The following is a 22,840-nucleotide window of genomic DNA, read 5'->3' on the forward strand; positions in this document are numbered from 1 at the left end:
TACGTCATAGACCGGTCACGCGCATGGTGATGTTGAGGCGGCCCGAGGTCAGGCCGGTGGCGGGGTCTCCGGTGCCCGGGTAGACCTTGGGCACGCCGTGGTAGGCGAAGCGCGAGGGGCCGCCGAAGACGAACAGGTCGCCGCTGCCGAGTCGCACGTCGGTGTACGGCCTGCCGCGCGTCTCCGTGTTGCCGAAGCGGAACAGGCAGTCGTCGCCGATGCTCAACGACACCACCGGAGCGGCGGATCGTTCGTCCTTGTCCTGGTGCATGCCCATCTGGGCCTGGTCGTCGTAGAAATTGATCAACGCCGTGTCGGGTGTGTAGTCGTCGCCGGGTTCGCCGTATGCCGCTGTGAAGGCGCGGCGGCCCAGGGTGACCATCCAGGCGGGAAAGCCGGCGACCGGGAGGCCGTTCACGTCGCCCGCCACGCGCGTGTACTTGTACGGCTGCCAGTGCCAGCCGACGCACACCGTCTGCGCTGACATGACGCCGCCTCGGGGGAGCACGGTGTGCCGGATCGGCACCGGGCCCGCCGCCCATTCGCGGCACGCCCGTACCAGGTGTCGCTGTTCGTCGAGCGTCAGCCAGCTGGGCACATGGACCGCGCCTGGCGCGACCTCTCGCATCGGCAGTGGCATCATGCGGGCTCCCGGTGGATCAGGTTGCGGCCGATTCGCCAGGTGGTGCCGTCGGTGTCCGCTCCGCGCATGCCCTCCAGTGTTCCAGGCGGGGCCAGGGCGACGGCTTGCGCGGTGGAGGCGAAGCCGAACGTACGGCCGGGGTCCCAGTCGGTGCTCTGGCGGAGGCGTTCGCTCATCCGGGCCCAGCCGAGTGGCGCCCCCGCCACCACCCACGCGTCTGGCGGGCCCGCCACGAACCGCCTGGCCTGGCGAAGCCACGACGCCGCCTCCTCCGGCCAGTCGACAACCGCCAGCACGGTCCCTTCCCACGCGATGTCCATTTGTGCGCCGCCTTGCCACGGGCTGTCGGCCTGTGTGCCGCTCTCCCACACGCTGTCCGCCTGCGGGCCGCTTTCCCACGCGGCGGCGAACGCCTTCGCGGAGAGTGCGGCGTCGCGGCCGTGACCGATCACGATGGCCGTCACGCGCGGCCGGGCCGCGGTCAGCTGGCTGAGCAGTCCGGCCAGCTCGGCCGCCGTATGCCCGGCCATCGCCTGTTCGGCCGCCGGCTGTCCGGTCCCCGTCCGTTCGGTCATCACCTGATCGGTCTTCCATACCTGGTACGCCTGCGGCAAACAGACCGCGCACGGCCGGTACCCCGCCGCGATGGCCGTCACCTCGTCCGCGAAGAACACCCGCTCCCGCACGTACCCCCCACGCGAGATCGCCCGCAGGGCCGACGGGCAGTCCAGCCGCCCGTACAGCCGCGCCCGCCGGTGCCCGCCCAGCGTCCCGGGCAGCACGCTGACGTACGGCCAGCCGTCGGCCCCGATCAGCGTGTACGTCACGAGGCGTCGTGGAAGACGAGGCCCAGCGTGTGCCGCAACCCCGAGCGGACGGTGCTGACCCCGTGCCGCACCGGCGACGCCGACCATCCGCGCGACGACCGCACCGGCCGGTCCCGGGTGGTGAAGATCAGGCCGTGTCCCTGCGGCAGCAGCGTAACCGTCCCGCGCGACTGCGCCCGGGGACGCTGCTCCACCAGCAGGAACTCGCCCCCGGTGTAGTCGTCGCCCGGCTTGTCGAGCCCGATGACCACTTGCAGCGGGAACACCAGGTCCCCGTACAGGTCGCGGTGCAGGGCGTTCCAGTCGCCCTCCTGGTAACGCAGCAGGATGGGCGTCGGTTTGGTCTGCCCGGCTTCGTGGCACATGTCCAGCCACTCGGCGAAGTCGTCCGGCCAGGGCGCGGGCTGCCCCAGCCGGGCGGCCCAGTCGCGGGCGATGGGCAGCAGGTGCGGGTAGAACGCCGCCCGAAGCTCCGCCACCAGCGGCGGGAAGGGCTCGCGGAAGTAGCGGTACTGCCCGCGGCCGAACCGGTAACGCTCCATGTCGATCGTGGAACGGAACCGGCCGACCTCGCCGTACAGGTTCGCGATCTCCTTGCAGTCGGCCGGAGAGAGGACCGGCGGCGTCAGCGCGCAGCCGTACGCGTTGACCTCCTCGGTCAGGGCCGTCCAGTCGGCCTTCATGATGTCCTCCATGATCAGATGAGCTGCGGCTGCAGCGCGCCTTCGAGCGTGAGCAGCGCGTGCTTGCGTTCGACGCCGGCCGCGTAGCCGGTCAGGGAGCCGTTCGCGCCGACGACGCGGTGGCAGGGGCGGATGACGAGCAGCGGATTCGCGCCGATGGCCGCGCCGACCGCGCGGATCCGGTCGCGTGTCACGCCGATGCTCGCGGCGAGCTCGCCGTACGTCGTGGTGGTCCCGTACGGGACGGCGTCCACGGCGGCCCAGACCCGCTCCTGGAAGGCGGTGCCGCCGGAGGCGTGGTCCAGGTCGAAGGCGGTCCGCTCGCCCGCGAAGTACTCGCGGAGCTGGCGCTCGGCCTCGGCGAACGCGCCAGGGTCCCGCCGCCACTCGGGACGCACGGCACCGCCGAAAGCCACACGGGTCAGTACGGGGTCGCCTACGAGCAGGATCTCGCCCAGTGGGCTGTCGATCGTTGTGTAGATGCTCATACTCTCTACAACACCGCCACCAGCCAGAAAGTCAGCGGTTTTCGGACTTCTGGGCATACCGATGCCCGCCTGTTCGCCGCGCGGACGGGAACGGTATGTTACGCGCGTGCCCTCCACACCGCGTCCGGACGACCGCGTCGCATCCGCCTTCCGATTCGCCACTGAGCTGGTCGCCTGGGTCGCGACTCCGTGGGCTCTGGCCGCTCATTCCGTGCCGCTGGCCGTGCTGTCGGTGGTGGTGCTGATCGGGTTGCCGACGCTGTTCTCCACTCCGGGTGACAAGCGGAATGTGATCGTCGCGGTGCCGGGGGCGGTGACGATCGCGCTGGTCGTCCTGCAGGTCGTGGCCGCCGTGGTGGCGGCGTGGATCGCCTGGCCGGTGTTCGCCGCCGTGCTGGTCTCCGTGCTGGCCGTGGTCACCGTAGTGCTGGAGCTGCCGCGCTGGCGGTGGCTCGTCTCAAACGCTCGCGTTCACGGCGCTGTTGATGATGGCGGTCGTGAACGGTGAGGGTGAGGCCGTCAAGGGCGGAGTCCGTCCAGCAGGACGGTGAGGTAGGCGTCGGCGAGTTCCTGGGACGGCGGCTGAGCACGAGCGACCGCTAGGGCGGTCTGGCCGATCAGAGCCGTGATGATGGCGGGGTCGATGTCGGTGCGGACCGTGCCGTCGCGGCGTGCCCCGTCGACCATCTCCTCGACGGCGCGAACGAGGTCGGCGCGCAGGGCCATGGTAGCGGGTAGCTCCAGGCCGCCTAGCTGGTCGTTGATGGCGTAGTGCGCGGTCTGGAAGGTGATCAGCTCGCGGAGGAAGATCCGCAGGGCCTGCGTGGGCGCGGTCTCGGCGAGGAGGTCGCGGGCGTGCCGCACCACCGGTTCAAGGAGCCGGGACACAGCGGCGTCCAGGAGTGCGTCCTTGCCGCCGAAGGCGCGCACGACAGTCGCCGCCCCCAGGCCCGCCTTCTTGGCGATGGCCTCGACAGTAAGGGTTACGCCCGGCTCGGTCAGTAGCGCGGTGGCCGCGTCCAGGGCGAGCCGGCGATTGCGAACGGCGTCGGCCCGGCGCGGGGGTTCAGTGGATGTTGACAACTGGAATGCTCATTTCACATAATCAACTGGAACGTCCATTTCAGTTATCGTAGCGCGAAGGAGTCTCCATGAACGAGCGGATCCTGATCTCCGGCGCGAGCATCGCCGGCCTGACCCTGGCCCACTGGCTGGCCCGGCACGGCTTCAAGCCCACCGTGGTCGAGCGCGCCCCGGCGCTGCGCCCCGGCGGCAACGGGGTGGACGTGCGCGACAACGCCGTCGAGGTGATCGAGCGGATGGGACTCCTGCCACGGGTCCGCGAGCTCGCCACCGACGTCCAAGGCATGAAGTTCGTCGACGCCGCCGACCGGGCCGTCGCCCGGATCGACACCCGGGACCCGGCCTCCGTCGAGATCATGCGCGGCGACCTGGTGGCCCTGCTGCACGAGGTGACCGACGCCGAGTACTTGTTCGGCGACTCCATCCTCGGCCTGCGGCAGGACGACGACGGGGTGACGGTCACCTTCGAGCACGGGCCTGCCCGCCGCTTCGACCTGGTCGTCGGCGCCGACGGCATGCACTCCAACGTCCGCCGTCTCGCCTTCGGCACCGAAGAGCAGTTCGTCCAGTTCAAGGACCACTACTTCGCCTTCGCCAATGCCGACGCCTCGCTCGGTGAGGACCGCTGGGTGACGATGTTCAACACGCCGGGCAAGATGACTGGAATCTACCGATCCGGCAACCACGCTCAGGCCAAGGCGTACTTCATCTTCCGCTCCGCGCCGCTGGAGTTCGACCACCGGGACGTCGCCGAGCACAAGCGACTGATCGGCGAGGCGTTCGGGGACGACCCGTCCTGGCGGGCTGGGGAACTGCTCGACACGGCCCTGGCCGACCCCGACTTCTACTTCGACGCCCTGGGCCAGGTGCGGATGGACTCCTGGTCCAGCGGCCGCATCACGCTCGTCGGCGACGCCGCCTGGTGCGCGTCCCCCGCCTCGGGCGCGGGCGCGGAACTGGCTCTGGTCGGTGCCTACCGCCTCGCCGGAGAACTCGCCGCCGCAGGCGGCGACCACCGCATCGCCTTCACCCGCTACGACCTCGCCCACCGTCCGCTGGTCGACAAGAAGCAGCAGATCGGTCCTAACGTCCGCCTCATGGTGCCCAAGACCGAAGGCGGCCGGTGCGTCCGCGACGTCGTCGCCCGCCTGCCGTTGATGAAGGCGATCGGCGCGGTGGAGCGCCGGGTGCAGGCCAGGAACGCGCGGCCTCTGCCGGAGTACGCCCCAGCCCGCTAGGTGGTGTGGCTGCGGTCGGGCTGGCCTGGCGGCCCAGAGCGCGCCGGCCGCCGCCGTCGCTTTGACGTCTACAGCAGGGACGGCCTTTCGGTTCGTCACTGAGCAGCCGTAGACGTGATATGTCGGTGTTGTATAGCCTTTCTGGAGGTTCTCCCGGGACTCAAGGGGCCTATGAACAGGCTGGCTGACGAGGACTTGGCGCTGCTGCTGCTGATCCGGTCCTTCGAACGGAAGCTGCTCGCGCTCTTCGAGCGGGGCGAGCTCAACGGCACCACCCACACCTGCCTCGGGCAGGAGTACGTCCCCGTCTCCCTGCGCCCGCTGCTGCATGACGGTGACTGGGTCTTCAGCAACCATCGCGGTCACGGTCACTATCTGGCCCGGTTCGAGGATCCCGAAGGGCTGCTGGCCGAGATCATGGGCCGGAAGGGCGCCGTTTGCGATGGTGTGGGAGGTAGTCAGCACCTGCACCGCGACCGCTACCTGTCGACCGGGGTGCAGGGACAGAGCCTGCCGGTGGCCACCGGGGTCGCCCTGCACCTGAAGCGGCGCGATCCTGGCTCGCTCGCCTGCGTCTACATCGGTGACGGGACGTGGGGCGAGGGGGCGGTGTACGAGGCGCTGAACATGGCGCGGCTCTGGCGGCTGCCGCTGCTCGTGGTGGTAGAGCACAACGGCATCGCCCAGTCCACGCCGACGGAGCTCCAGATGGCGGGGACCATCGCGGGGCGGGCGGCGGCCTTCGGGATCGAGCACACCCGGGTGACTAGCTTGGATATTTCCGAAATAAGGCGGCATCTCGCGCCTTTGGTGGAGACCGTCAGGGGTGGTGCGCCGTTGGTGGTGGAGTTCGCCACGCACCGTCTCGGACCGCACAGCAAGGGCGACGACACCCGCCCGCCGGACGTCGTACACCCCGACTGGTACGCCGCCTACCAGGCCGAACACCCCGACCAGTCGGCCGGCCTCGAAGCGGTGACCCGCGCCCGTGTCGACATGATCGCCGAAGAGGTGGCCGCCCGGCCCCCAGCCGTCTGGAATCCCACCGCCCGGCCCTCAGCCGTCGGGACCCCGGACGTCTGGACCTCCGCGTGAGGGTCGGTGAGAACCTCAACCAGGCCCTGCACGGCCTGCTCGGCGACGATCCCGGCGTCTACGTGCTCGGCGAGGACCTCCTGGACCCCTACGGCGGCGCCTTCAAGATCACCCGTGGCCTGTCCACCCGCTTCCCCGACCGCGTCCTGACGACGCCGCTGAGCGAGGGCGCGATCGTCGGCGCCGCCTCCGGCCTCGCGCTGGCGGGGGAGAAGGCCATCGTCGAGATGATGTTCGGCGACTTCGCCGCGCTCGCCTTCGACCAGATCGTGAACTTCGCCGCCAAATCAAGCTCCATGTACGGCCGGCGCGTCCCGATGCCGCTGGTCATCCGCTGCCCCTCGGGCGGCAACCGCGGCTACGGCCCCACACACAGCCAGAACCTCCAGAAGCACTTCATCGGCGTGCCCGGCCTCTCGCTGTTCGAGATGTCGCCGTTCCATGACAACCGCGCCGTCCTCGACCGCATGCTCGCCCTGGAAGAGCCCTGCCTGCTCTTCGAGGACAAGGTCCTCTACACCCGCCGGATGTACGAGGTGGACGAGCTGTTCTCCTGGGACCTGTTCGAGGACGTGGCCGTGGTGCGGTTCGACGGCGACCTCGACTACGCGGTGATCGCCCCCGGCGGCGTGGCGCACCGGGCCATCGCCGCCATGCGCACGCTGCTGCTCTCCCACGACCTCGCCGGGGCGCTGCTCGTCCCGTCGCGCCTGTACCCGTTCGACCCCACCGCCGTGCTGCCGCTGCTTGGTCAGGTGGGGCTGGTCTGTGTGGCGGAGGACGGCAGCGCGGGCGGCACCTGGGGCAGTCACCTCGCCGCCGACCTGCACACCCGGCTGTGGGGCTCGCTCCGGCGGCCGATCCGCCTGGTCAGCTCGGCCGACAGCGTGATCCCCACGGCCGCCCACTTGGAGCGTGACGTGGTACTGCAGGACAGCACGATCAGCAGGGCCGTACTGGAGGCGCTCGATGGGTGAGATCCGGGTCCCGAAACTGAACAACAACGACTCGGAGTACATGCTGCTGGAGTGGCTGGCGGAGGATGGGTCGCAGGTTCGGTGCGACGACCCGCTGGCGACGCTGGAGACCTCCAAGGCGGTGGAGGAGCTGGTCAGCGAGCAGGACGGGGTGCTCACCCAGGTGGTACGCGCGGGCGCGTCGTGCGCCCCCGGCCAGTTGATCGCCCGGATCGGCCCGCCACCAGCCGCCCTCCCGGAGCCTGTCCCGGCCGTTCTTCCGAAGTTAGTCCCGACCGCCGATGGCGGGCCGATCATCACGACGCCGGCCCGCGCGCTGCTGGACCAACTCGGCCTCGACCCCGCGCTGGTGGCCGGGCTGGATGTCAAGGTGGTACGCCGTACCGACGTGGAACGGGTCGCGGCGGCCACCGGCGCCAGCGCGGCCCCCGAAAACGCGGAGAGCACCACACTCCCCGATAACCCCGAGCGTGCCGCACCCCTCGACGGCGGACAGACCCGCCCGCTCTCCAACCACCAGCGCGCGGTCGGCAGGACCGTGACCCTGTCGCACCAGACCATCCCCGCCGGCTACACCGCGATAAAAGTCGACGTAACCCCCGCCCTGACGACCGCCCGCGCCCTGACCAGACGCCTCCGCAGGCTGGTCGGCCTCCCCGACCTGCTCATCGCCGCCGTCGCCCGGCTGCACGCCGACTTCCCGATGTTCTTCGCCGAACTCCTCGATGACAGAACCGCCCACGTCCATGACCAACCCCGCATAGGGGTGACGATCGACATGGGAACCGGACTCTATGTGCCGGTGATCCGCGACCGCCTGTCCGTGCCGGACATCGCCGAGCGGCTGGCCGAGTTCCGCGGGCTCGCCCAGCATGGCGGTTTCAGCGAGGCGCACCTCACGGGCGGGAACATCGTCGTCACCCTGCATCATGACGCCGACATCATCATGGCCATCCCGATCGTCTTCCCCGGTCAGGCCTGCGCCATCGCCCTCACCTCACCGCAGCCGGAAGGTGAACGGACGGTGGCGGCGATCGGTCTGGCCTACGACCATCGGCTGGTCAACGGCCGGGACGTCGTTCTGTTTCTGCAGGCGCTGAAGGAGACCCTAGAGAGTTCGCCCGAGGGCCTGTAGCCCGACCAGGTCGTCCGGGGTCGCGTCGGCGCTCCGGTCGAGCAGGCCCGGCAGCCGCGATCGCAGCGACACCGCCGCGAGCACCGCCATCGCCACCGCGAACAGCACGTACATCAGCCCCACTCCGCGCCCGGCGCCGGTGCCGATGAGCGCGCCGACGGTCGGGGCGAGCGGGCCGTCGGGGGCGAGCAGCGGGTCGAACACCGCCGCCCCGTACGGTGCCACGAGCCCGAAGCCGAGCGGCAGTGTGGACCAGGCGATCAGCGTGTTCAGCGCGAACACCCGCCCGTGGAACCGCTGCGGCACCTTGACCTGCACGATCGTGGCGTAGACACCGTTCAGCAGCGTCAACCACAGCGACATCCCGAACGCCCCGATCCCGATCGTCACCAGATCCGCCCGCAACCCTGTGACCAGGCAGAACGCCGCCAGCGCCAGCGTGCACCACAGCACCGCCCGCATCCGACCCCGGCCCGGGCCGCCCCAGGCCGTCATGGTCAGACCGCCGAGGAAGACCCCCAGCCCGGACACGAACGAGATCCGGCCCACGTCCTGCAGCGTGCCGAAGGAGAGCACCAGCGGCGAGATCAGCAGGAACAGGGGGGACAGGAAGACGTTCAGCACGGCGAAGTAGAGGAGCATCTGACGGAAGCCCAGGTTGCCCCAGGAGTAACGGAATCCGGCCGCCATCTCCGCCAGCACCGGCTCCTTCCGGCGCCAGGCCATCGCGGCGGGGAAGCGCACCAGCAGTGTCACTCCGATCGCGAACACGTAACTGGCCACGTCGAGCACCAGGATCCCCTCCAGCCCGATCACGGCCATCAGCCCGACGGCCGCGAGAGGAACGAGCAGCTGCGTCATACCTCCGGCCATCTGGACGATGCCGTTGGCGTGCCCGAGGTACCGCTTGGGGACCAGCTGCGGCACCGCCGAGGTGTAGGCCAGCCGCTGGAACGTCAGCGCCACCGACAGCAGCGCGAGGAGCGGATAGACGTGCCAGGTCTGCAGGTTCCCGGTCCAGAGCAGCGTTCCGAAGACGAGCTGGGTGCCGACGGCGGCGGCGTCACCGCCGAGCATGACGGCCCGCCGGTTCCCGCGATCGACGATCGCCCCCGCCAGCGGCGCCACCACCATCCCCGGCACCAGCCCGACCACCGACAGCAGGGCGAACTGCGCCAGCGAGCCCGTGGTCAGATAGATCCAGATGGGGATGGCGAACCCGGTCAGCGCCGAGCCCAGAAGGGATACCAGCTGACCACTGGCGACGGCCGTGAACCGCTTCATGCTGGGTTGCGGGCCGGCGGCGATGGCCGACACCCCGGCCCGCGACACCTCCCGCACCCGCCAACTGGCCCCACTCACCGCCGCCGCGCTGCCTGAACTCGCCGCCTCCGCATCTCCCGAGCCCGCTGCCTCCGCGTCGCCTGAGCCGACCGCCTTCGCGTCGCCTGAGGCCACCGCCTCCGCACCGCCTGATGCGATGGCGATGTGGGTACGGGTGACGATCTCAGCGAGCTCAGCCGCCCGATATTTCAGGAAAAAGTGTCCGGCCTCGTCCAGCTCCACCACGGCGGCCGTGGGCGCGAGGAAGTGCCACTCGCGGTACCGCTCCTCGAAGTACTCGGTCGCCGGATCGTGCTCTCCCGCCACGCTGACGATCGGCGCCCGCAGCCGCTCCACCGAGCTCGCGAACAGCCCGGTGAAGTACTCCTCCGCGGCCTCGCTGTCGCGCCGCATGTTCCTGATGATGTGCCGAGCCTGCCCCGGCTCCAGGTCGCCCATGTCGAGCCCCATGGACATCAGCCAGTTGACGTAGCTGCGGTCACTACGCAGGAACTCGCGCCGGGCCAGCTTGGACAGCAGCGCCATGGGCCCCTTGCCAGGGCGGGCGAAGGGGAAGATCGCCCCGATGTACACCGCTTCGAGCTCGCGGCCCGCCGCCTCCAGCCGTCGCGCGATCTCGACGATCAGTGCCGACCCCACGCCGCAGTGCCCGTACAGCGCCACCGGCCCGCGTACCTTCTCCTGGATCTCGCTCACGCACCGGGCCGCCACCTCGTCCAGGGGCAGCCGCTCCTCGTCCAGGCCGACGTCGTGCCCGGGGATGGCCACCGACCACAGGGCGTATGTCGCGGGCAGGGCGTCGGCGAGCGGCTGGTACACCACCGCCGCGCCCCCGCCGTACGGCACGCACACGTAGGTCAGCTCGGCGGGAGAGGTACGGCGTGGCGTCAGCTCGTGCAGGAGCCCGCGCGAGGCGGTGGCGGTGCCGTCGACGAGCGCGGCCAGCTCCCGGACGGTCGGGTGCTTGAACAGGTCCACCACGGCGATCGGCGCGGCGCCGGGCGGCAGCGCCCTGCGCAGCCTGGCCACCACCTTGATTGCCAGCAGCGAGTGCCCACCGACGTCGAAGAAGTCGTCGTCCACCCCGAAGCCATCGACTCCGGAGTCGTCCGCCCCCAAGTCGGCCATGTCCAGCACCTCGGCCCAGACCGCGGCCACCAGGCGCTCCGCCTCCGTGGCCGGTGGGAGGCGCCGACCCGGTTCCGCGCCGTCCGCCGATGACGTGGGGGAGGGCAGGCGGCGCCGGTCCACCTTGCCGTTGGCGGTCAGGGGCAGCTGGGGGAGGGGGACGAAACGGGCGGGGATCATGTACGCGGGCAGGGTCTCGGCGAGGTGGCCGCGCAGGCGGGTCGGATCCGCCTGGCCCACCACGTACGCCACCAGCTGCGCCTGGGTGCCCGAGCCATGGGTGGTGACCACGCACTCGGCCACGTCCGGGTGGCGGGCGAGGTGGGTCTCGATCTCACCCAGTTCGATGCGGTAGCCGCGGATCTTCACCTGCGCGTCGGCGCGGCCGAGGAACTCGATCGTGCCGTCCGCGGTGTAGCGGCCCAGGTCGCCCGTTCGGTACAGGCGCTCGCCGGTGCGGGGGTGGCTGATGAAGGCGGTGGCGGTGCGTTCCGGGTCACGCCAGTAGCCGGTGGCCACGCCGACGCCGCCGATGTACAGGTCACCGGGTACGCCGATGGGCACGTCACACCGGCCGCGGTCCAGGATGTGGAAGGACTGGTTGGCCAGCGGACGGCCGTACGGGATGGACGACCAGCCCGGCTCCACCTCGCCGATCGGATAGGAGATGGACCAGATCGAGCCTTCGGTGGCGCCGCCCAGACTGATGATCTCGGCCGCCGGGGCGAGGGCGCGGATCCGGTCGGGGAGGGTCAGCGGGATCCAGTCGCCGGACAGCAGCACCAGGCGCAGCGAGCTCAGGTCGGTGCCTTCGTGCTCGGCGTGGTCGACCAGGAGCTCCATGAGGGCGGGGACCGAGTTCCAGACGGTGACACGGTGCTCGGTGACCAGGCGGGCCCAGGCGGCGGGGTCCTTGTCGGCCGACGGCTCGCCCATGACGAGGGTGGCGCCGGTGGCCAGGGCGCCGTAGACGTCGTACACGGACAGGTCGAAGCTGAGGGCCGACAGGGCGAGGATCCGGTCGTGCGGGCCGACGTGGAAGCGGTGGTTGAGGTCGCGGACGGTGTTCAGGGCGGCCTGGTGCTCGATCATCACGCCCTTGGGGGCGCCGGTCGAGCCCGAAGTGAAGATCACGTACGCGAGGTCGTCGGGCGCGGCCGGGCAGTCGGGAAGCGTCAGAGGGGCAGGCGGGCGAGTCAGGAGGGCTGAGGAAGGGGAAGGCAGGGGAGTCACCGAAAGACGGGTCACATCGGTGGGCCAGGTCAGGCCCAGCCGCGGCCGGCTCAGGTCCAGCCACGGCTGGGTCACCGCGACCCGGCACCCGCCGCGTGCCATCAGCTCGAATCGCCGCTGGTCCGGCAGATCGCAGTCGATCGGCAGGTACGCCGCCCCGGCCATGTTGATGCCCAGCACCGCCACGACCTGCTCCCACCCCCGCTCCATCACGACCGCGACCAGCTCCCCGCGCCCGACGCCCGCCGACGTCAGCTCGGCCGCCAGCAGCCCGGCCCGGCGGGCCAGCTCCGCGTAGGTGATCTCGCCGCCGGGATGGGCCACCGCGACGGCGTCGGGCGCCTGCGGCACCCGCTCCTCGAACGGGCGGTGCAGGAGGCCGGGGTCGCCGAGGTCGAGCCCGGTGTCGTTCCACCGCTCCCGCTCCTCTCGCTCCGGCGCGGTGAGCAGCTCGATGGTGGATACAGGGGCCGACGGGTCGGCCACGATCCCGTCTAGCAGGGCGGCGAAATGCCCGGCCATGCGCGAGATCCGCTCGGCCCCGAACAACGCGACGTTGTACACGAACAGGAACGAACCATCGCCACCCGTGTACAGCTCCAGATCGAACCGGGTGGCCCACACCCCCGGCGAGAACCCCTCCACGGTCAACCCACCGGACGACGGCTCGCCGCCGTAGTTCTGCATCGCGAACAGGACCTGGAACAGCGGCGACCGCGACACCTCCCGAGGCACGTTCAGCTCCGACACCAGCCGCTCGAACGGCAGCTCCTGATGCGCGTACGCGTCCATGGCCAGGTCACGCACCCGGTGCAGCAACCCCAGGAACGACGGATCCCCCGACAGATCCACCCGCATCGCGAGCATGTTGATGAAGCAGCCGATCAGCCCGTCCAGTTCCGGCAGCGACCGACCGGCCACAGGGGAGCCGATGGCCACGTCCTCCTGCCCGGCGTACCGGCCGAGCAGCGTCGCGAAGGCCGTCAGCAGCACCATGTACGGTGTGGCGCCGTGCTCCCGCCCGAGCCGCTCCAGCCGCGCCACCAGCGCGGGGTCGATAGTGAAAGCGTGCGCGGCGCCGAGGTAGGTCAGCTCGGGCGGCCGGGGGAAGTCCGTGGGCAGCTCCAGCGGCGACAGGCCGGCCAGCCGTTCCCGCCAGTAGGCCACGTCGGCCGCGTCGCCGGGCCGCTCGCGCTGCCAGGCGGCGAAGTCGCCGTAGCTGACGGGCAGGTCGGGCAGGGGCTCCCGGTCGTAGCTGGTCAGGAGTTCGCGGAGCAGGATGTTCGCCGACCAGCCGTCGGCGGCGATGTGGTGGACGGCGATGGCCAGCACGTGGTCGTCGGCGGCCAGCCGTACCAGCAGAGCCCTGATCACCTGGCCGGTCACCAGGTCGAACGGCTCGGCGAGGAAGCGGTCGACCAGAACCCGTGCCTCGTCCACGTCGTCGGCGGCGGCCACGGTGAGCGGGACGGCGGCGTCGGCCGCGACCGTCACCGTGGGCTGTCCGTCGTCGCCGACCGGGAAGCGGGTCCGCAACGCCTGGTGCCGGGCGGCGACCTGGTTCAGCGCACCGGCCAGCAGGGAGGCGACGAGCGGGCCGCGCAGCCGCCGCACGAACGGGACCGTGTGCGCGGGGTTCCCCGGCGCGTACTGCTCCATGAACCACAGCCGCTCCTGCGCGTACGACAGCGGCGGCGCCTGACCGTCCGGCAGCGCCGGAATCGTCGGCACGCTCTTGCGCCGCCGTAACCGCTGGGTCAGCAGCGCCCGCTGGGCCTCGGTCAGCTCGGTCACAACGCGTCCTCCGGGTCGAGCATGCTGAGCGCCTGTTCGTCGGACAGCCCGGCCACCTCCGCCACCAGCGCCTCCTCGACGGCGCGCGCCAGCTCGGCGACGGTACGGCGGGCGAACAGCGTACGGATCGGCAGCTCCACACCCGCGATCGCCCGCAGCCGGGCCGCCACCCTGATGGCGAGCAGCGAGTGCCCGCCGAGCGCGAAGAAGTCGTCGAACGCGCCGACCTTGTCCGCGCCGAGCACCTCGGCCCAGACGTCGGCGACCAGCTCCTCCGCGTCCGAACGCGGTGGCGTGGCGTCGGTGCCCGCTGCGCGGCCCGGATCCGGCAGCGCGCCCCGGTCGAGCTTGCCGTTCGCGGTGAGCGGCAGCGCGTCGAGCACCACCCAATGAGTGGGGACCATGTACGGCGGGAGCCGCCCGGCCACGTGGTCGGCCAGGTCGGCCGTCTCGCCCACGACATAGGCGACGAGCTCGCCGTCCCTGGCGACCACCGCGGCCTGCCGTACGTCCGGATGCGTCCGCAGGCAGTGCTCCACCTCGCCCGGCTCGATACGGAAGCCCCGCACCTTGACCTGCTCGTCGACTCGCCCGAGGAACTCCAGCAGCCCGTCGGGACGCAGCCGCACCCGGTCTCCGGTACGGAAGTACCGGCCGCCGTCGGGGAGCCGGACGAAGCGCTGGGCCGTCAGCTCGGGCGCGCCGAGATAGCCGCGGGCGACGCCGGGGCCGCCGATGTACAGCTCGCCGGGGGCGCCGGGCGGAGTGGGCGTGCCGTGCGGGTCGAGGATCCGGACCGTGGTGGCCTGGATGGGGCGGCCGATCGGCGGGTGCGGGTCCTCTCCGGTCAGGTCGGCGGCGGTCGCGACGATCGTGGCCTCGGTGGGGCCGTAGGTGTTGACCAGGCGTACCCGGTCGCCGAACCGTCGCCGCCAGCGGGCCACGGCGGTGGCGTGCACCTGCTCGCCGCCGATGACGACCAGGCGGAGGGCCGTCGGCCAGGCGATCTCGTCGATCAGGTCCACGAGGTGGTGGAAGTACGCCGTCGGCAGGTCGAGGACGGTGACGTCGGGCCGTTCGGCGAGCAGGTCGGGGAGGGTGGCGCCGCCGTCGGGCACCAGTACGACGGTGGCGCCGGTGGTCAGGGCGGGGTAGAGCTCTTCGGCGTGGGTGTCGAAGCTGAGGGAGGCCAGCTGGACGACCTGGTCGCCGGGGCCTAGGCCGTACTCGTCACGCATCCACCGGATCCGGGCGGCCAGCCCGGCGTGCTCGACCCCCACGCCCTTGGGGGTGCCGGTGGAGCCGGAGGTGTAGATGACGTAGGCCAGGCCCGGCGCCTGGGCGCGGGGGTCGTCCACGGCGGTCAGACCGTATGCGGCTGCCAGGTCGTCCGCGGCTCTCCGGGCGTCCGAGACGACCGGGCCGGTGCCGCTCGTGCTGGTCAGGTCGTCCGGGACGATCAGGCGGGCGCCGCTCGTGGCGATCATGTGCCGCAGCCGGGCGGCCGGATAGGCGGGGTCGAGCGGCAGGTAGGCGGCTCCCACGCGCCAGATCGCCAGCATCGCCACCACCGCGTCGACCGACCGGCCGAGACGGAGGCCGACTATGTCGCCAGGGCCCGCGCCGCGCCCGGCCAGCTCGGTGGACAGCCGGGCCACCCGCTCGGCCAGCTCGCCGTAGGTCACGCTCTCGGTCCCGCAGACGACGGCCGTCTCACCGGGGTGGGCGGCGACGGCCGCCGCGATCATCTCCGGCACGCCCGGCTCGATGGCCCCCTCGCCACCCGCTTCGATCATCCCGTTGCCAACGTCGCCGCCGGCCGAGGCGATCAGCGCCGAATCGGCCACAGTGAGCATCGGCAGGGCCGACACGGGGGCATGCCGGTTGTCCGGGTCGGCGATCCCGCGTAACAGCACCGCGAACCGCTCCGCCAGCCCCGCCACCGTCTCCGCGTCGAACAGCCCCGCGTCGTACCCGAACGCCACCCGCAGCCGCCCCGGCGCCTGCCACGCCTCCACCACCAGGTCGAACTTGGCCTGCCGATACCCATCGTCGAAGTACGACATTTCCAGATCGTCGGCGAGCCGATCCCGCTCCCCGTCGGGCATCTGGCTGTTCAGCGTCAGCATGGTCTGGAACATCGGCTTCCTGGTGACGTCCCGCTCGATGTCCAGCTCCGCCAGCAGCCGCTCGAACGGCACGTCCTGATGCGCCATCGCCTCCAGTACCGTCCGGCGCGTCCTGGTCAGCAGCTCGTCCAGCGTCGGATCGCCCGACAGGTCGCCGCGCAGCACCAGCGTGGTGCTGAGGTAGCCGACGATCGGCCCCAGCTCCACCCGATCCCGCCCGGCGGTGGGCGAGCCGACCATGATGTCCGTCTGCCCGGTGTGCCGGGCCAGCAGCACCTGGTAGGCCGCCAGCAGCACCATGAACAGCGTGCTCCGCTGCCGCCGCGCCGTCGCGTCCAGCGCCTTGGCCAGGTCGTCGGGGATGTCCAGCAGGTGGAAGTCGCCGCGCGCCGGTCCCGGCGTGTGCGGCCGGTCGGTGTGCAGCGCCAGCGTGGGCGGGTCGGCGAGGCGCTCCCGCCAGTACTCCAGTGCCGCGCTCCCGTCCTGCTCCCGCTGCCAGCGCGCGACGTCCCCATGCTGTACGGCCAGCGGCGCCAGGCCCCCCGACCCGGCGTACAGCCTGGCCAGGTCGTCCAGGAGGACGGTGATCGACCAGCCGTCGGCGATGATGTGGTGCAGCACCACGCACAGCACGTGGTCGTCCTCGCCCAGGCGGATGAGCGTGATCCGGAGCGGCGGTGCCGCACCGAGGTCCAGGGGAGCGTTGGTGCGGGCGGCGACCAGCGCGCGGGCCGCCGCCTCGTCACCCGCGTCGAGCAGCTCGACGTCGGCGGGCCGTCCGGCGTGCTCGACGACGGCGACCGGCCGCCCGTCCACCTCGGGAAAACGCGTGCGCAGCGACTCGTGCCGGTCGAGCAACGCGGTCAGCGCCCGTCGCAGCGCCTCGGGATCGAGAGGGCCGCGGAGCCGGCGCACGATGTACATGTTGTACGAGGCGTCGTCCGGATCCAGCCGATGCAGGAACCACAGCCGTTCCTGGCCCGCCGACAGCGGAGGCAGCGTGCCGGGCGGGCGCGGGGCGAGCGAGAGGCCAGGGCCCTCCGGCAGCCCCTCCAGCGTGGCCGCGAACCCGGCCACCGTCGGCTGCCCGAACAACGTCCGCAACGGCACCGTCGTCCCCGCCGCCGCCAGCCTGGCGATGACCTGGGTGGCCAGCAGCGAGTGCCCGCCCAGGGCGAAGAAGTCGTCGTCCGCGCCGACGTCGCCGATCCTGAGCACGTCGCCGAAGATCTTGGCCATCTGCCGTTCGCGAGCGGTACGCGGCGGGCCGCCCCGCCCCGCCACCGGCCCGGCCGGCTCCGGCAGCGACAGCCGATCGACCTTGCCGTTGGGCGTCATCGGCAACGCGTCCAGCACCACCACGACACCGGGCACCATGTAGGCGGGCAGCCACCCGGCCGCGTGTTCGAGCAGGTCGGTGGGGTGGTCCGGGGTGGTCTCCACCTCCGGCCTGGTCGCCACGTCCGGCGTGGTCTCCACATAGGCGACCAGTTCGTCCCCGCGGACGACGACGGCCGCCCGCCGTACGCCCGGATGTGACTCCAGCGCGGTCTCGATCTCGCCCAGCTCGATCCGGTGCCCGCGCAGCTTCACCTGTCCGTCGCCCCGGCCCAGGAACTCCAGGGTGCCGTCGCCGAGCCACCGGACCCGGTCACCGGTCCGGTAGAGCCCGCCCGCGAAGCGCTCGGCGGTCGCTTCCGGTCGGCCCAGGTAGCCGAGCGCGAGCCCGGCCCCGCCGATCGCGAGATCACCGGGTACGCCGATCGGCACCGGTCGGCCGGAGCCGTCGAGCACGTGGACTCGGGTGTTGGCGATCGGCCGCCCGATGCTCACCCGGCCGGGCTCGGCGGGGACCTCCCAGGCGGTGGACCAGATCGTGGTCTCCGTCGGCCCGTACATGTTGAACAACCGCGCCACCCGCCGCCGCAGCCGCCGGGCCAGCGCGAGCGGCAGCGCCTCGCCGCCCGCCAGCGCCACCAGCCCGGAGGCGTCGAGCCCGGCGGAGAGCAGCATGTTCCAGCCCGAGGGGGTGGCCTGGACGTGCGTGACGCCCGACGCGGAGATCAGCCCGGCGAGCGCGGCACCGTCCCGCACGGTCTCGTCGTCGGCCAGCACCAGCCGCCCACCGGTCACCAGCGGCAGGTACAGCTCCAGGCCCGCGATGTCGAAGGACAACGAGGTGCTGCCCAGCCACACGTCCGCGGGCCCGGAGCCGAGCAGGTGCTCCATCCCGGCCAGTAGGTTCACCAGTGCCGAGTGAGGCACGACCACCCCTTTCGGGCGGCCGGTCGAGCCGGAGGTGTAGAGCACGTAGGCGGCCGACCCGCCATCGGGCCCGACAGTGACGGACTCAGGGGCGGGCTCGGTGGCGGCAGCTGGGAGCCAGGCGTCGGTGTCGGCGGCCGGGAGCCGGGAGTCGTCCAGCGTGAACCGGGCTCCCGAGTCCGCCAGCATGTAGGCCACCCGGTCATCCGGCAGCGCCTGGTCGATCGGCAGGTAGGCGGCCCCCGCCATCAGCACGCCGAGCAGCGTGCCGGGCAGCTCCACCGACCGCCGCCCGCGTACGGCGACCACGGATCCGGGCCCCGCGCCGCGCTCCCGCAGCTCGCCCGCCACCCGCACGGCCTGGGCGACGAGCTCCGCGTAGGACAGGCAGTGGTCGCCGCACGAGACGGCGGTCGCGTCCGGCCGCAGCTCCGCCTGCCGCATGACCAGGTCCACCACGGTCGCGACCGCTACGTCCAGGGCGGTGCTGTTCCAGGTCCGGTCGAGCAGCTCGCGTTCGGCGGCGGGCAGCAGGTCCAGCTCCGACAGACGAGCCTCGGGAGCGGCGACGATCGAGGCGAGCAGGGTCTGGAAGCGGGCCACGAGCCGGGTCACCGTCTCCCGGCCGAACAACTCGGCGCCGTAGAAGAGCGCCCCGTGCCAGCCCCTGCCCGACGGCCACAGATCCATCCGCAGATCCACCATGGCCGGCGGCGCCCCGTGCGGGAACGGCAGGCTCTCCATCCCGGCGAACGACTCCGCCTCCGCGTACCCGACCGCGGAGTTGTGCAGCGCCAGCATCGCCTGGAACAGCGGCGTACGCGACAGGTCGCGCTCGATGTCGAGCGCGGACAGCACCCGCTCGATCGGCACCTCGCGGTGCGTCATCGCCTCCAGCACGGTCCGGCGGGTACGGCGCAGCAGCTCACTGAACGGCGGATCCCCCGACAGATCCCCCCGGAGCACCAGCGTGGAGGCGAACAGCCCGACCATCGGCTCCAGCTCCGGCCGGTCGCGTCCGGCGGTGGGCGAGCCGACCACGATGTCGTCCTGCCCGGCATGCCGGGCCAGCAGCACCTGGTAGGCGGCCAGCAGCACCATGAACACCGTCGAGCGCTCGGCCCTGGCCAGCCGGGACAGCGCGCCGGCGACTTCGGGCGGTAGGTCGAAGTGCACTTCGCCGCCCGCGCTGCCGCGCTGCGCGGGCCGCGGCCGGTCCGTGGGCAGCTCCAGCGGCGTCGCCCCGGCCAGCTTGGCCGTCCAGTAGTCGGCGTCGGTGTGGGAGACCCGCTGGGTGCCGGCGTACTCGGTGTAGCTGACGGGCAGCTCGGGCAGCGCGGCCGGTTCGTCCTCCGTGCGGGCGAGGTAGTAGGCGGCCAGGTCGCTCAACAGCACGTTCAGGGACCAGCCGTCGCCGATGATGTGGTGCAGCACCACGCACAGCACGTGGTCGTCGTCCGCCAGCCGGACCAGCGTGATCCGCAAGGGCGGAGCGGCGGCCAGGTCGAAGGGCGTGTTGACCCGTTCTTCGAGCAACCGCGCGACCTCAGGCTCGCCCGGGGCTGCCCGCTCGGAGGGCTTGTCCGGGGCCGCCCGCTCGGCGCCCGAGAAGGGGACCGCCCGATCGAGGACCACGAACTCCACCGGCACCACCGCCCCAGGCGGGTCGATCACCGCGATCGGCAGCCCGTCCTGTTCGGGGAACCTCGTACGCAACGACTCATGCCGCGCCACCACATCCCCGAACGCCCCCGTCAGCGCCCCGACGTCGAGCGCCCCCCGCAACCGCCGCACCGCCGCCACCCGATAGGCCGCGTCCGACGGATTGAGCCGCTGCAGGAACCAGAGCCGCTCCTGGCCCAGGGAGATCATGGCCGCAGCCCGCCGATGGCCGCCGCCACACCGGTGATCGTCGGATCGTCGAGGAACACGTCGAACGGCACCTCCACCCCGAGCCGTTTCCTGATCCGCGCGCTGATCTGCGTGATGGTCAGCGAGTGCCCGCCGAGGTCGTAGAGGTCCTCGTCCGGCGCGATGTGATCCATCCGCAGGACCTCCATCCAGATCAGCCGCACCTGCTCGACCAACTCCGCGTCGACCTCGTCATGCGCGGGCCCGGCTTCCGGCGGCGCCTCCAGAGTGATCTGGGGAACGACCTGGGGGACAGCTGGGAGCAGATCGGCGAGCCGTACGTCCGGATCAGCGGCGACCGCCCTCAGCACCGCCCTGAGGTGGTCCCCGGCCAGCTCGACATCCCTCCGGGGAATGACGTCCGGGCTGTAGTGCAGCGTCAGATGCAGCCCGTCGTCGCCGTCGACGGCCTGGAGGTGGAGGGCGTTCCTGACCGTATGGCTGGACATCTTCCATTCCACCGACAGCTTCAGCCCGGGGAAGACCTGTTCGGGCGCGCGCCGCCGGAAGCTGATGGACACCGGCGCCAGCGCCACCCTCGGCTTGATCCCGCCCACCGCTCTGGCCACGGGCACCTCGCGGAAGGCGTTCAGCTCGCGCAGTTCGCTCCGGATGCCCAGGGCCAGCTCACGGAAGGAGCCCTCGGCCGAGAACGATGCGAACACCGGCAGCTCGGTGGCGAACAGGCCGATGTCGTCGCGGGTCTCATCGGTCCGGGTCGACATGGCCACGGCCACAGGGGTGTCGGCGTTGCCGTACCGGTGAAGGAGGGCGTGCACGGCGGCCAGGAAGACCTCAAATCTCGTCACACCGGATAAGTCGGGCATATCATCAGTCAGGGTGAGTAGGACGGTCTCGCCGCGCTCGGCCAGCCGCGGCGATCGCGTCACCCCGTTGATCACTACCTGCGGTACCTCGCGCCAGCGCGCCCGCCAGTACGCCTCCGCCTCCGGCGACGGCTTCTCCTCCGCCCCGTACGGCATGGGCAGCGGCGGAAGCGGTGCCCCGGAGTAGGCGGCGGCGAGATCCCGTACGAGCAGGTCCTTGGACATACCGTCGAAGACCAGGTGATGCGCCACGAACAGCAGCAGGTGCCGCGACGACGAGACCTCCGCCAGCGTGAACCGGGCCAGCGGCCCGGCGGACAGCTCGAAGGGCCGCGCGATCTCCCGCTCGATCAGCGCCTCCGGGTCCGGCTCCACGACGAACGCGACCGGCGGGAGCACCCGGGCGGGCACCAGGTGCAGCACGCCGTCGCGCTCCTCGAAGGCGCGGCCCAGCACCGGGTGCCGCGCGAGGACCGCCCGGCACGCCGCCAGCATCGCCGCCCGCTCCAGCGGTCCGTCGAACCACATGGCGAACGGCATGTGGTACGCGGTGCCGGTGCCGTGCAGCACCTCGGTGATCCACATCCCGTGCTGGGCCTGTGACGCCAGGACCATGCTCACTCCTCTGCCATACTGCGCAGTTCTCGCTTGATCACTTTTCCGGCGGCATTCCTGGGCAGCGTGTCCATGCACAGCAGCCGGGTCGGGAGCTCGTGCTGGGCGAGCCGCTCGGCCAGGAAGGCGCGTACGCCGGCCAGCGTCACCGGCTCGCGGGACACCACCGCCGCCGCCACCACCATGCCCATGACCGGATGCGTCACGCCGAACACCGACGCCTCGGAGACGGCCGGATGCTCGTGCAGCGCGGCCTCGACCTGGAGCGTCGAGACCTTGAAGGCGCCCGACTTGATGACGTCGCTCTCCCGGTCGACCAGGTACAGGTAGCCGTCGTCGTCCAGGTAGCCGAGGTCGCCCATGCGTACCCAGCCGTCCTGGAAGGTGTCCTGCCGCTGCTCACGGTAGTAGGAGCGGGAGTGCGCGGCGGCGCGCAGCCACACCTCGCCGGTCTCGCCGGGCGGGGCCGGGTCGCCGTCGGCGTTCATGATCCGCAGGCTGCCGGCGGCGTGCCCGAGCGCGCCCGGCCGGTCGGGGTCGTAGATCATGACGGTCTGGGCGGGGGCCGCCTCGGTCGAGGTGTAGTAGTTCGCGACCGTCGCGTTCGGGAACGCCTCGGTCAGCTCGGCCGCGACCCTCGGTGGCAGCGCGGCGGCGGCCGAGCCGAGCAACAGCACGCTCGACAGGTCGTGACGGTCCTGGACGCGCGCGCCGAGTAGTTCGATGGCCATCGCGGGCACCACGAACACGGTCCCGGCAGCGTACGACTCGATGAGCGCCGCGAAGCGGGCCGGCGTGAACAGCGGCAGAGTGACCACGGTGGGGGCGGCGCTCAGCGCGTGGAGCAGCATGACCTGGCCGGCGTTCGTGCCGATGGGGAAGGCGTGCACGAGATGCCTGGAGTGAGCGAACGGGCGGCGTTTGGGGTGTACGGGCGGCGAGGTGAGGTTCGCGTGGCTGGCCGCCACGCCCTTGGGCTCCCCGGTGGTGCCGGAGGTGTAGAGGATCTGGGCGTAGCCGAGCGGATCGACCTTGACCGGGACCGGGCCGGTCGGGCCGCCGAGCTCGTCGCCGCTCCGGACCAGCGTCGTCGCACCGCAGTGCTTGATCAGGCGAGCCAGCTCCGGCTCGGCCAGGCGGTCCGACAGCGGGACCGCGACCGCGCCCGCCTTCAACACCGCCATCCAGCTGACCGCGTAGTCGAGCCAGTCACGGCCGCCGAACACCAGCGCGACTCGGTCTCCTGGCCGTACGCCCTGGTCGAGCAGGCGGTGGGCGGCGGCGTCAGAGCGCTCGTCCCACTCGCCGAGTGTCAGGCCGCCCGTTCCGGCGACGATGAGGGCCTCGTGGTCGGGGTCGGTGGCGGCTCGTGAGCTCAGCAGAGCAGGGACAGGACGGGCCGACTGAACCACCCCCCAAAATTAT

Annotated in this window: 14 protein-coding genes; 5 read left to right on the forward strand and 9 right to left on the reverse strand. The window is 71.6% G+C overall.

What is annotated here, in order from left to right:
* Nucleotides 1-4: 4 nt before the first annotated feature.
* The 4 genes from ACIBO2_RS04420 to ACIBO2_RS04435 are packed head-to-tail and all read right to left on the reverse strand — an operon-like array spanning nucleotide 5 to nucleotide 2,641.
* On the reverse strand, nucleotides 5-643 hold the full coding sequence (locus ACIBO2_RS04420; protein WP_397295340.1) for an alpha-ketoglutarate-dependent dioxygenase AlkB family protein: 639 nt from the start codon (nucleotides 641-643) through the stop codon (nucleotides 5-7).
* On the reverse strand, nucleotides 640-1,470 hold the full coding sequence (locus ACIBO2_RS04425; protein ID WP_397295342.1) for a hypothetical protein: 831 nt from the start codon (nucleotides 1,468-1,470) through the stop codon (nucleotides 640-642). Before ACIBO2_RS04425 ends, ACIBO2_RS04420 begins: the two co-directional genes overlap by 4 nt.
* Nucleotides 1,467-2,153: a 2OG-Fe(II) oxygenase gene (locus tag ACIBO2_RS04430; protein ID WP_358177807.1), complete on the reverse strand. Its 687-nt coding sequence runs from the start codon at nucleotides 2,151-2,153 to the stop codon at nucleotides 1,467-1,469. The genes ACIBO2_RS04425 and ACIBO2_RS04430 overlap by 4 nt, the downstream gene beginning before the upstream one ends.
* 14 nt (nucleotides 2,154-2,167) lie before the next feature.
* Nucleotides 2,168-2,641 carry a methylated-DNA--[protein]-cysteine S-methyltransferase gene (locus ACIBO2_RS04435; protein WP_358536857.1) on the reverse strand — a complete coding sequence of 158 codons (474 nt, stop codon included), beginning with the start codon at nucleotides 2,639-2,641 and terminating at the stop codon, nucleotides 2,168-2,170.
* Nucleotides 2,642-2,747: 106 nt separating this feature from the next.
* Here ACIBO2_RS04435 and ACIBO2_RS04440 point away from each other — a divergent pair, with 106 nt between their 5' ends.
* Nucleotides 2,748-3,149, forward strand: coding sequence for a hypothetical protein (locus tag ACIBO2_RS04440; protein ID WP_358536859.1), 402 nt, complete (start codon nucleotides 2,748-2,750; stop codon nucleotides 3,147-3,149).
* An 11-nt stretch (nucleotides 3,150-3,160) separates the two neighbouring features.
* Here the strand turns inward: ACIBO2_RS04440 and ACIBO2_RS04445 are convergent, their stop codons facing one another.
* Nucleotides 3,161-3,724, reverse strand: coding sequence for a TetR/AcrR family transcriptional regulator (locus tag ACIBO2_RS04445; protein ID WP_397295345.1), 564 nt, complete (start codon nucleotides 3,722-3,724; stop codon nucleotides 3,161-3,163).
* Nucleotides 3,725-3,792: 68 nt separating this feature from the next.
* On the opposite strand from ACIBO2_RS04445, the gene ACIBO2_RS04450 reads away from it, so the two are divergent.
* The 4 genes from ACIBO2_RS04450 to ACIBO2_RS04465 all read left to right on the forward strand — a co-directional run bounded on the left by ACIBO2_RS04450 (nucleotide 3,793) and on the right by ACIBO2_RS04465 (nucleotide 8,169).
* Nucleotides 3,793-4,962, forward strand: coding sequence for an FAD-dependent monooxygenase (locus ACIBO2_RS04450; protein WP_397295347.1), 1,170 nt, complete (start codon nucleotides 3,793-3,795; stop codon nucleotides 4,960-4,962).
* Between the two features lie 171 nt (nucleotides 4,963-5,133).
* The gene (locus ACIBO2_RS04455; RefSeq protein ID WP_358536866.1) at nucleotides 5,134-6,057 is read left to right on the forward strand and encodes a thiamine pyrophosphate-dependent dehydrogenase E1 component subunit alpha; all 924 of its coding nucleotides are present in this window, start codon (nucleotides 5,134-5,136) and stop codon (nucleotides 6,055-6,057) included.
* Nucleotides 6,054-7,034 (forward strand): alpha-ketoacid dehydrogenase subunit beta, encoded by a 981-nt coding sequence (locus tag ACIBO2_RS04460; protein ID WP_397295349.1) that lies wholly within the window; start codon nucleotides 6,054-6,056, stop codon nucleotides 7,032-7,034. Before ACIBO2_RS04455 ends, ACIBO2_RS04460 begins: the two co-directional genes overlap by 4 nt.
* A complete protein-coding gene (locus tag ACIBO2_RS04465) occupies nucleotides 7,027-8,169 on the forward strand; it encodes a 2-oxo acid dehydrogenase subunit E2 (protein ID WP_358536870.1) in 1,143 nt (380 codons plus the stop codon). Before ACIBO2_RS04460 ends, ACIBO2_RS04465 begins: the two co-directional genes overlap by 8 nt.
* On the opposite strand, the gene ACIBO2_RS04470 is transcribed toward ACIBO2_RS04465, so the two are convergent.
* Genes ACIBO2_RS04470 through ACIBO2_RS04485 form a run of 4 tightly spaced genes read right to left on the reverse strand, consistent with a single transcriptional unit; the run spans nucleotide 8,143 to nucleotide 22,827 of the window.
* On the reverse strand, nucleotides 8,143-13,668 hold the full coding sequence (locus ACIBO2_RS04470; RefSeq protein ID WP_397295351.1) for an amino acid adenylation domain-containing protein: 5,526 nt from the start codon (nucleotides 13,666-13,668) through the stop codon (nucleotides 8,143-8,145). The two genes, ACIBO2_RS04465 and ACIBO2_RS04470, sit on opposite strands and share 27 nt — an antisense overlap.
* Nucleotides 13,665-19,934 carry an amino acid adenylation domain-containing protein gene (locus ACIBO2_RS04475; protein WP_397295353.1) on the reverse strand — a complete coding sequence of 2,090 codons (6,270 nt, stop codon included), beginning with the start codon at nucleotides 19,932-19,934 and terminating at the stop codon, nucleotides 13,665-13,667. Before ACIBO2_RS04475 ends, ACIBO2_RS04470 begins: the two co-directional genes overlap by 4 nt.
* Complete coding sequence (locus ACIBO2_RS04480) at nucleotides 19,931-21,415, reverse strand: condensation domain-containing protein (RefSeq protein WP_397295355.1); 1,485 nt, start codon at nucleotides 21,413-21,415, stop codon at nucleotides 19,931-19,933. Before ACIBO2_RS04480 ends, ACIBO2_RS04475 begins: the two co-directional genes overlap by 4 nt.
* A 2-nt stretch (nucleotides 21,416-21,417) precedes the next feature.
* Nucleotides 21,418-22,827, reverse strand: coding sequence for a class I adenylate-forming enzyme family protein (locus ACIBO2_RS04485; protein WP_397295357.1), 1,410 nt, complete (start codon nucleotides 22,825-22,827; stop codon nucleotides 21,418-21,420).
* Nucleotides 22,828-22,840: the final 13 nt, after the last annotated feature.

The organism is Nonomuraea sp. NPDC050022, from assembly GCF_044460705.1.
Classification (GTDB): domain Bacteria; phylum Actinomycetota; class Actinomycetes; order Streptosporangiales; family Streptosporangiaceae; genus Nonomuraea.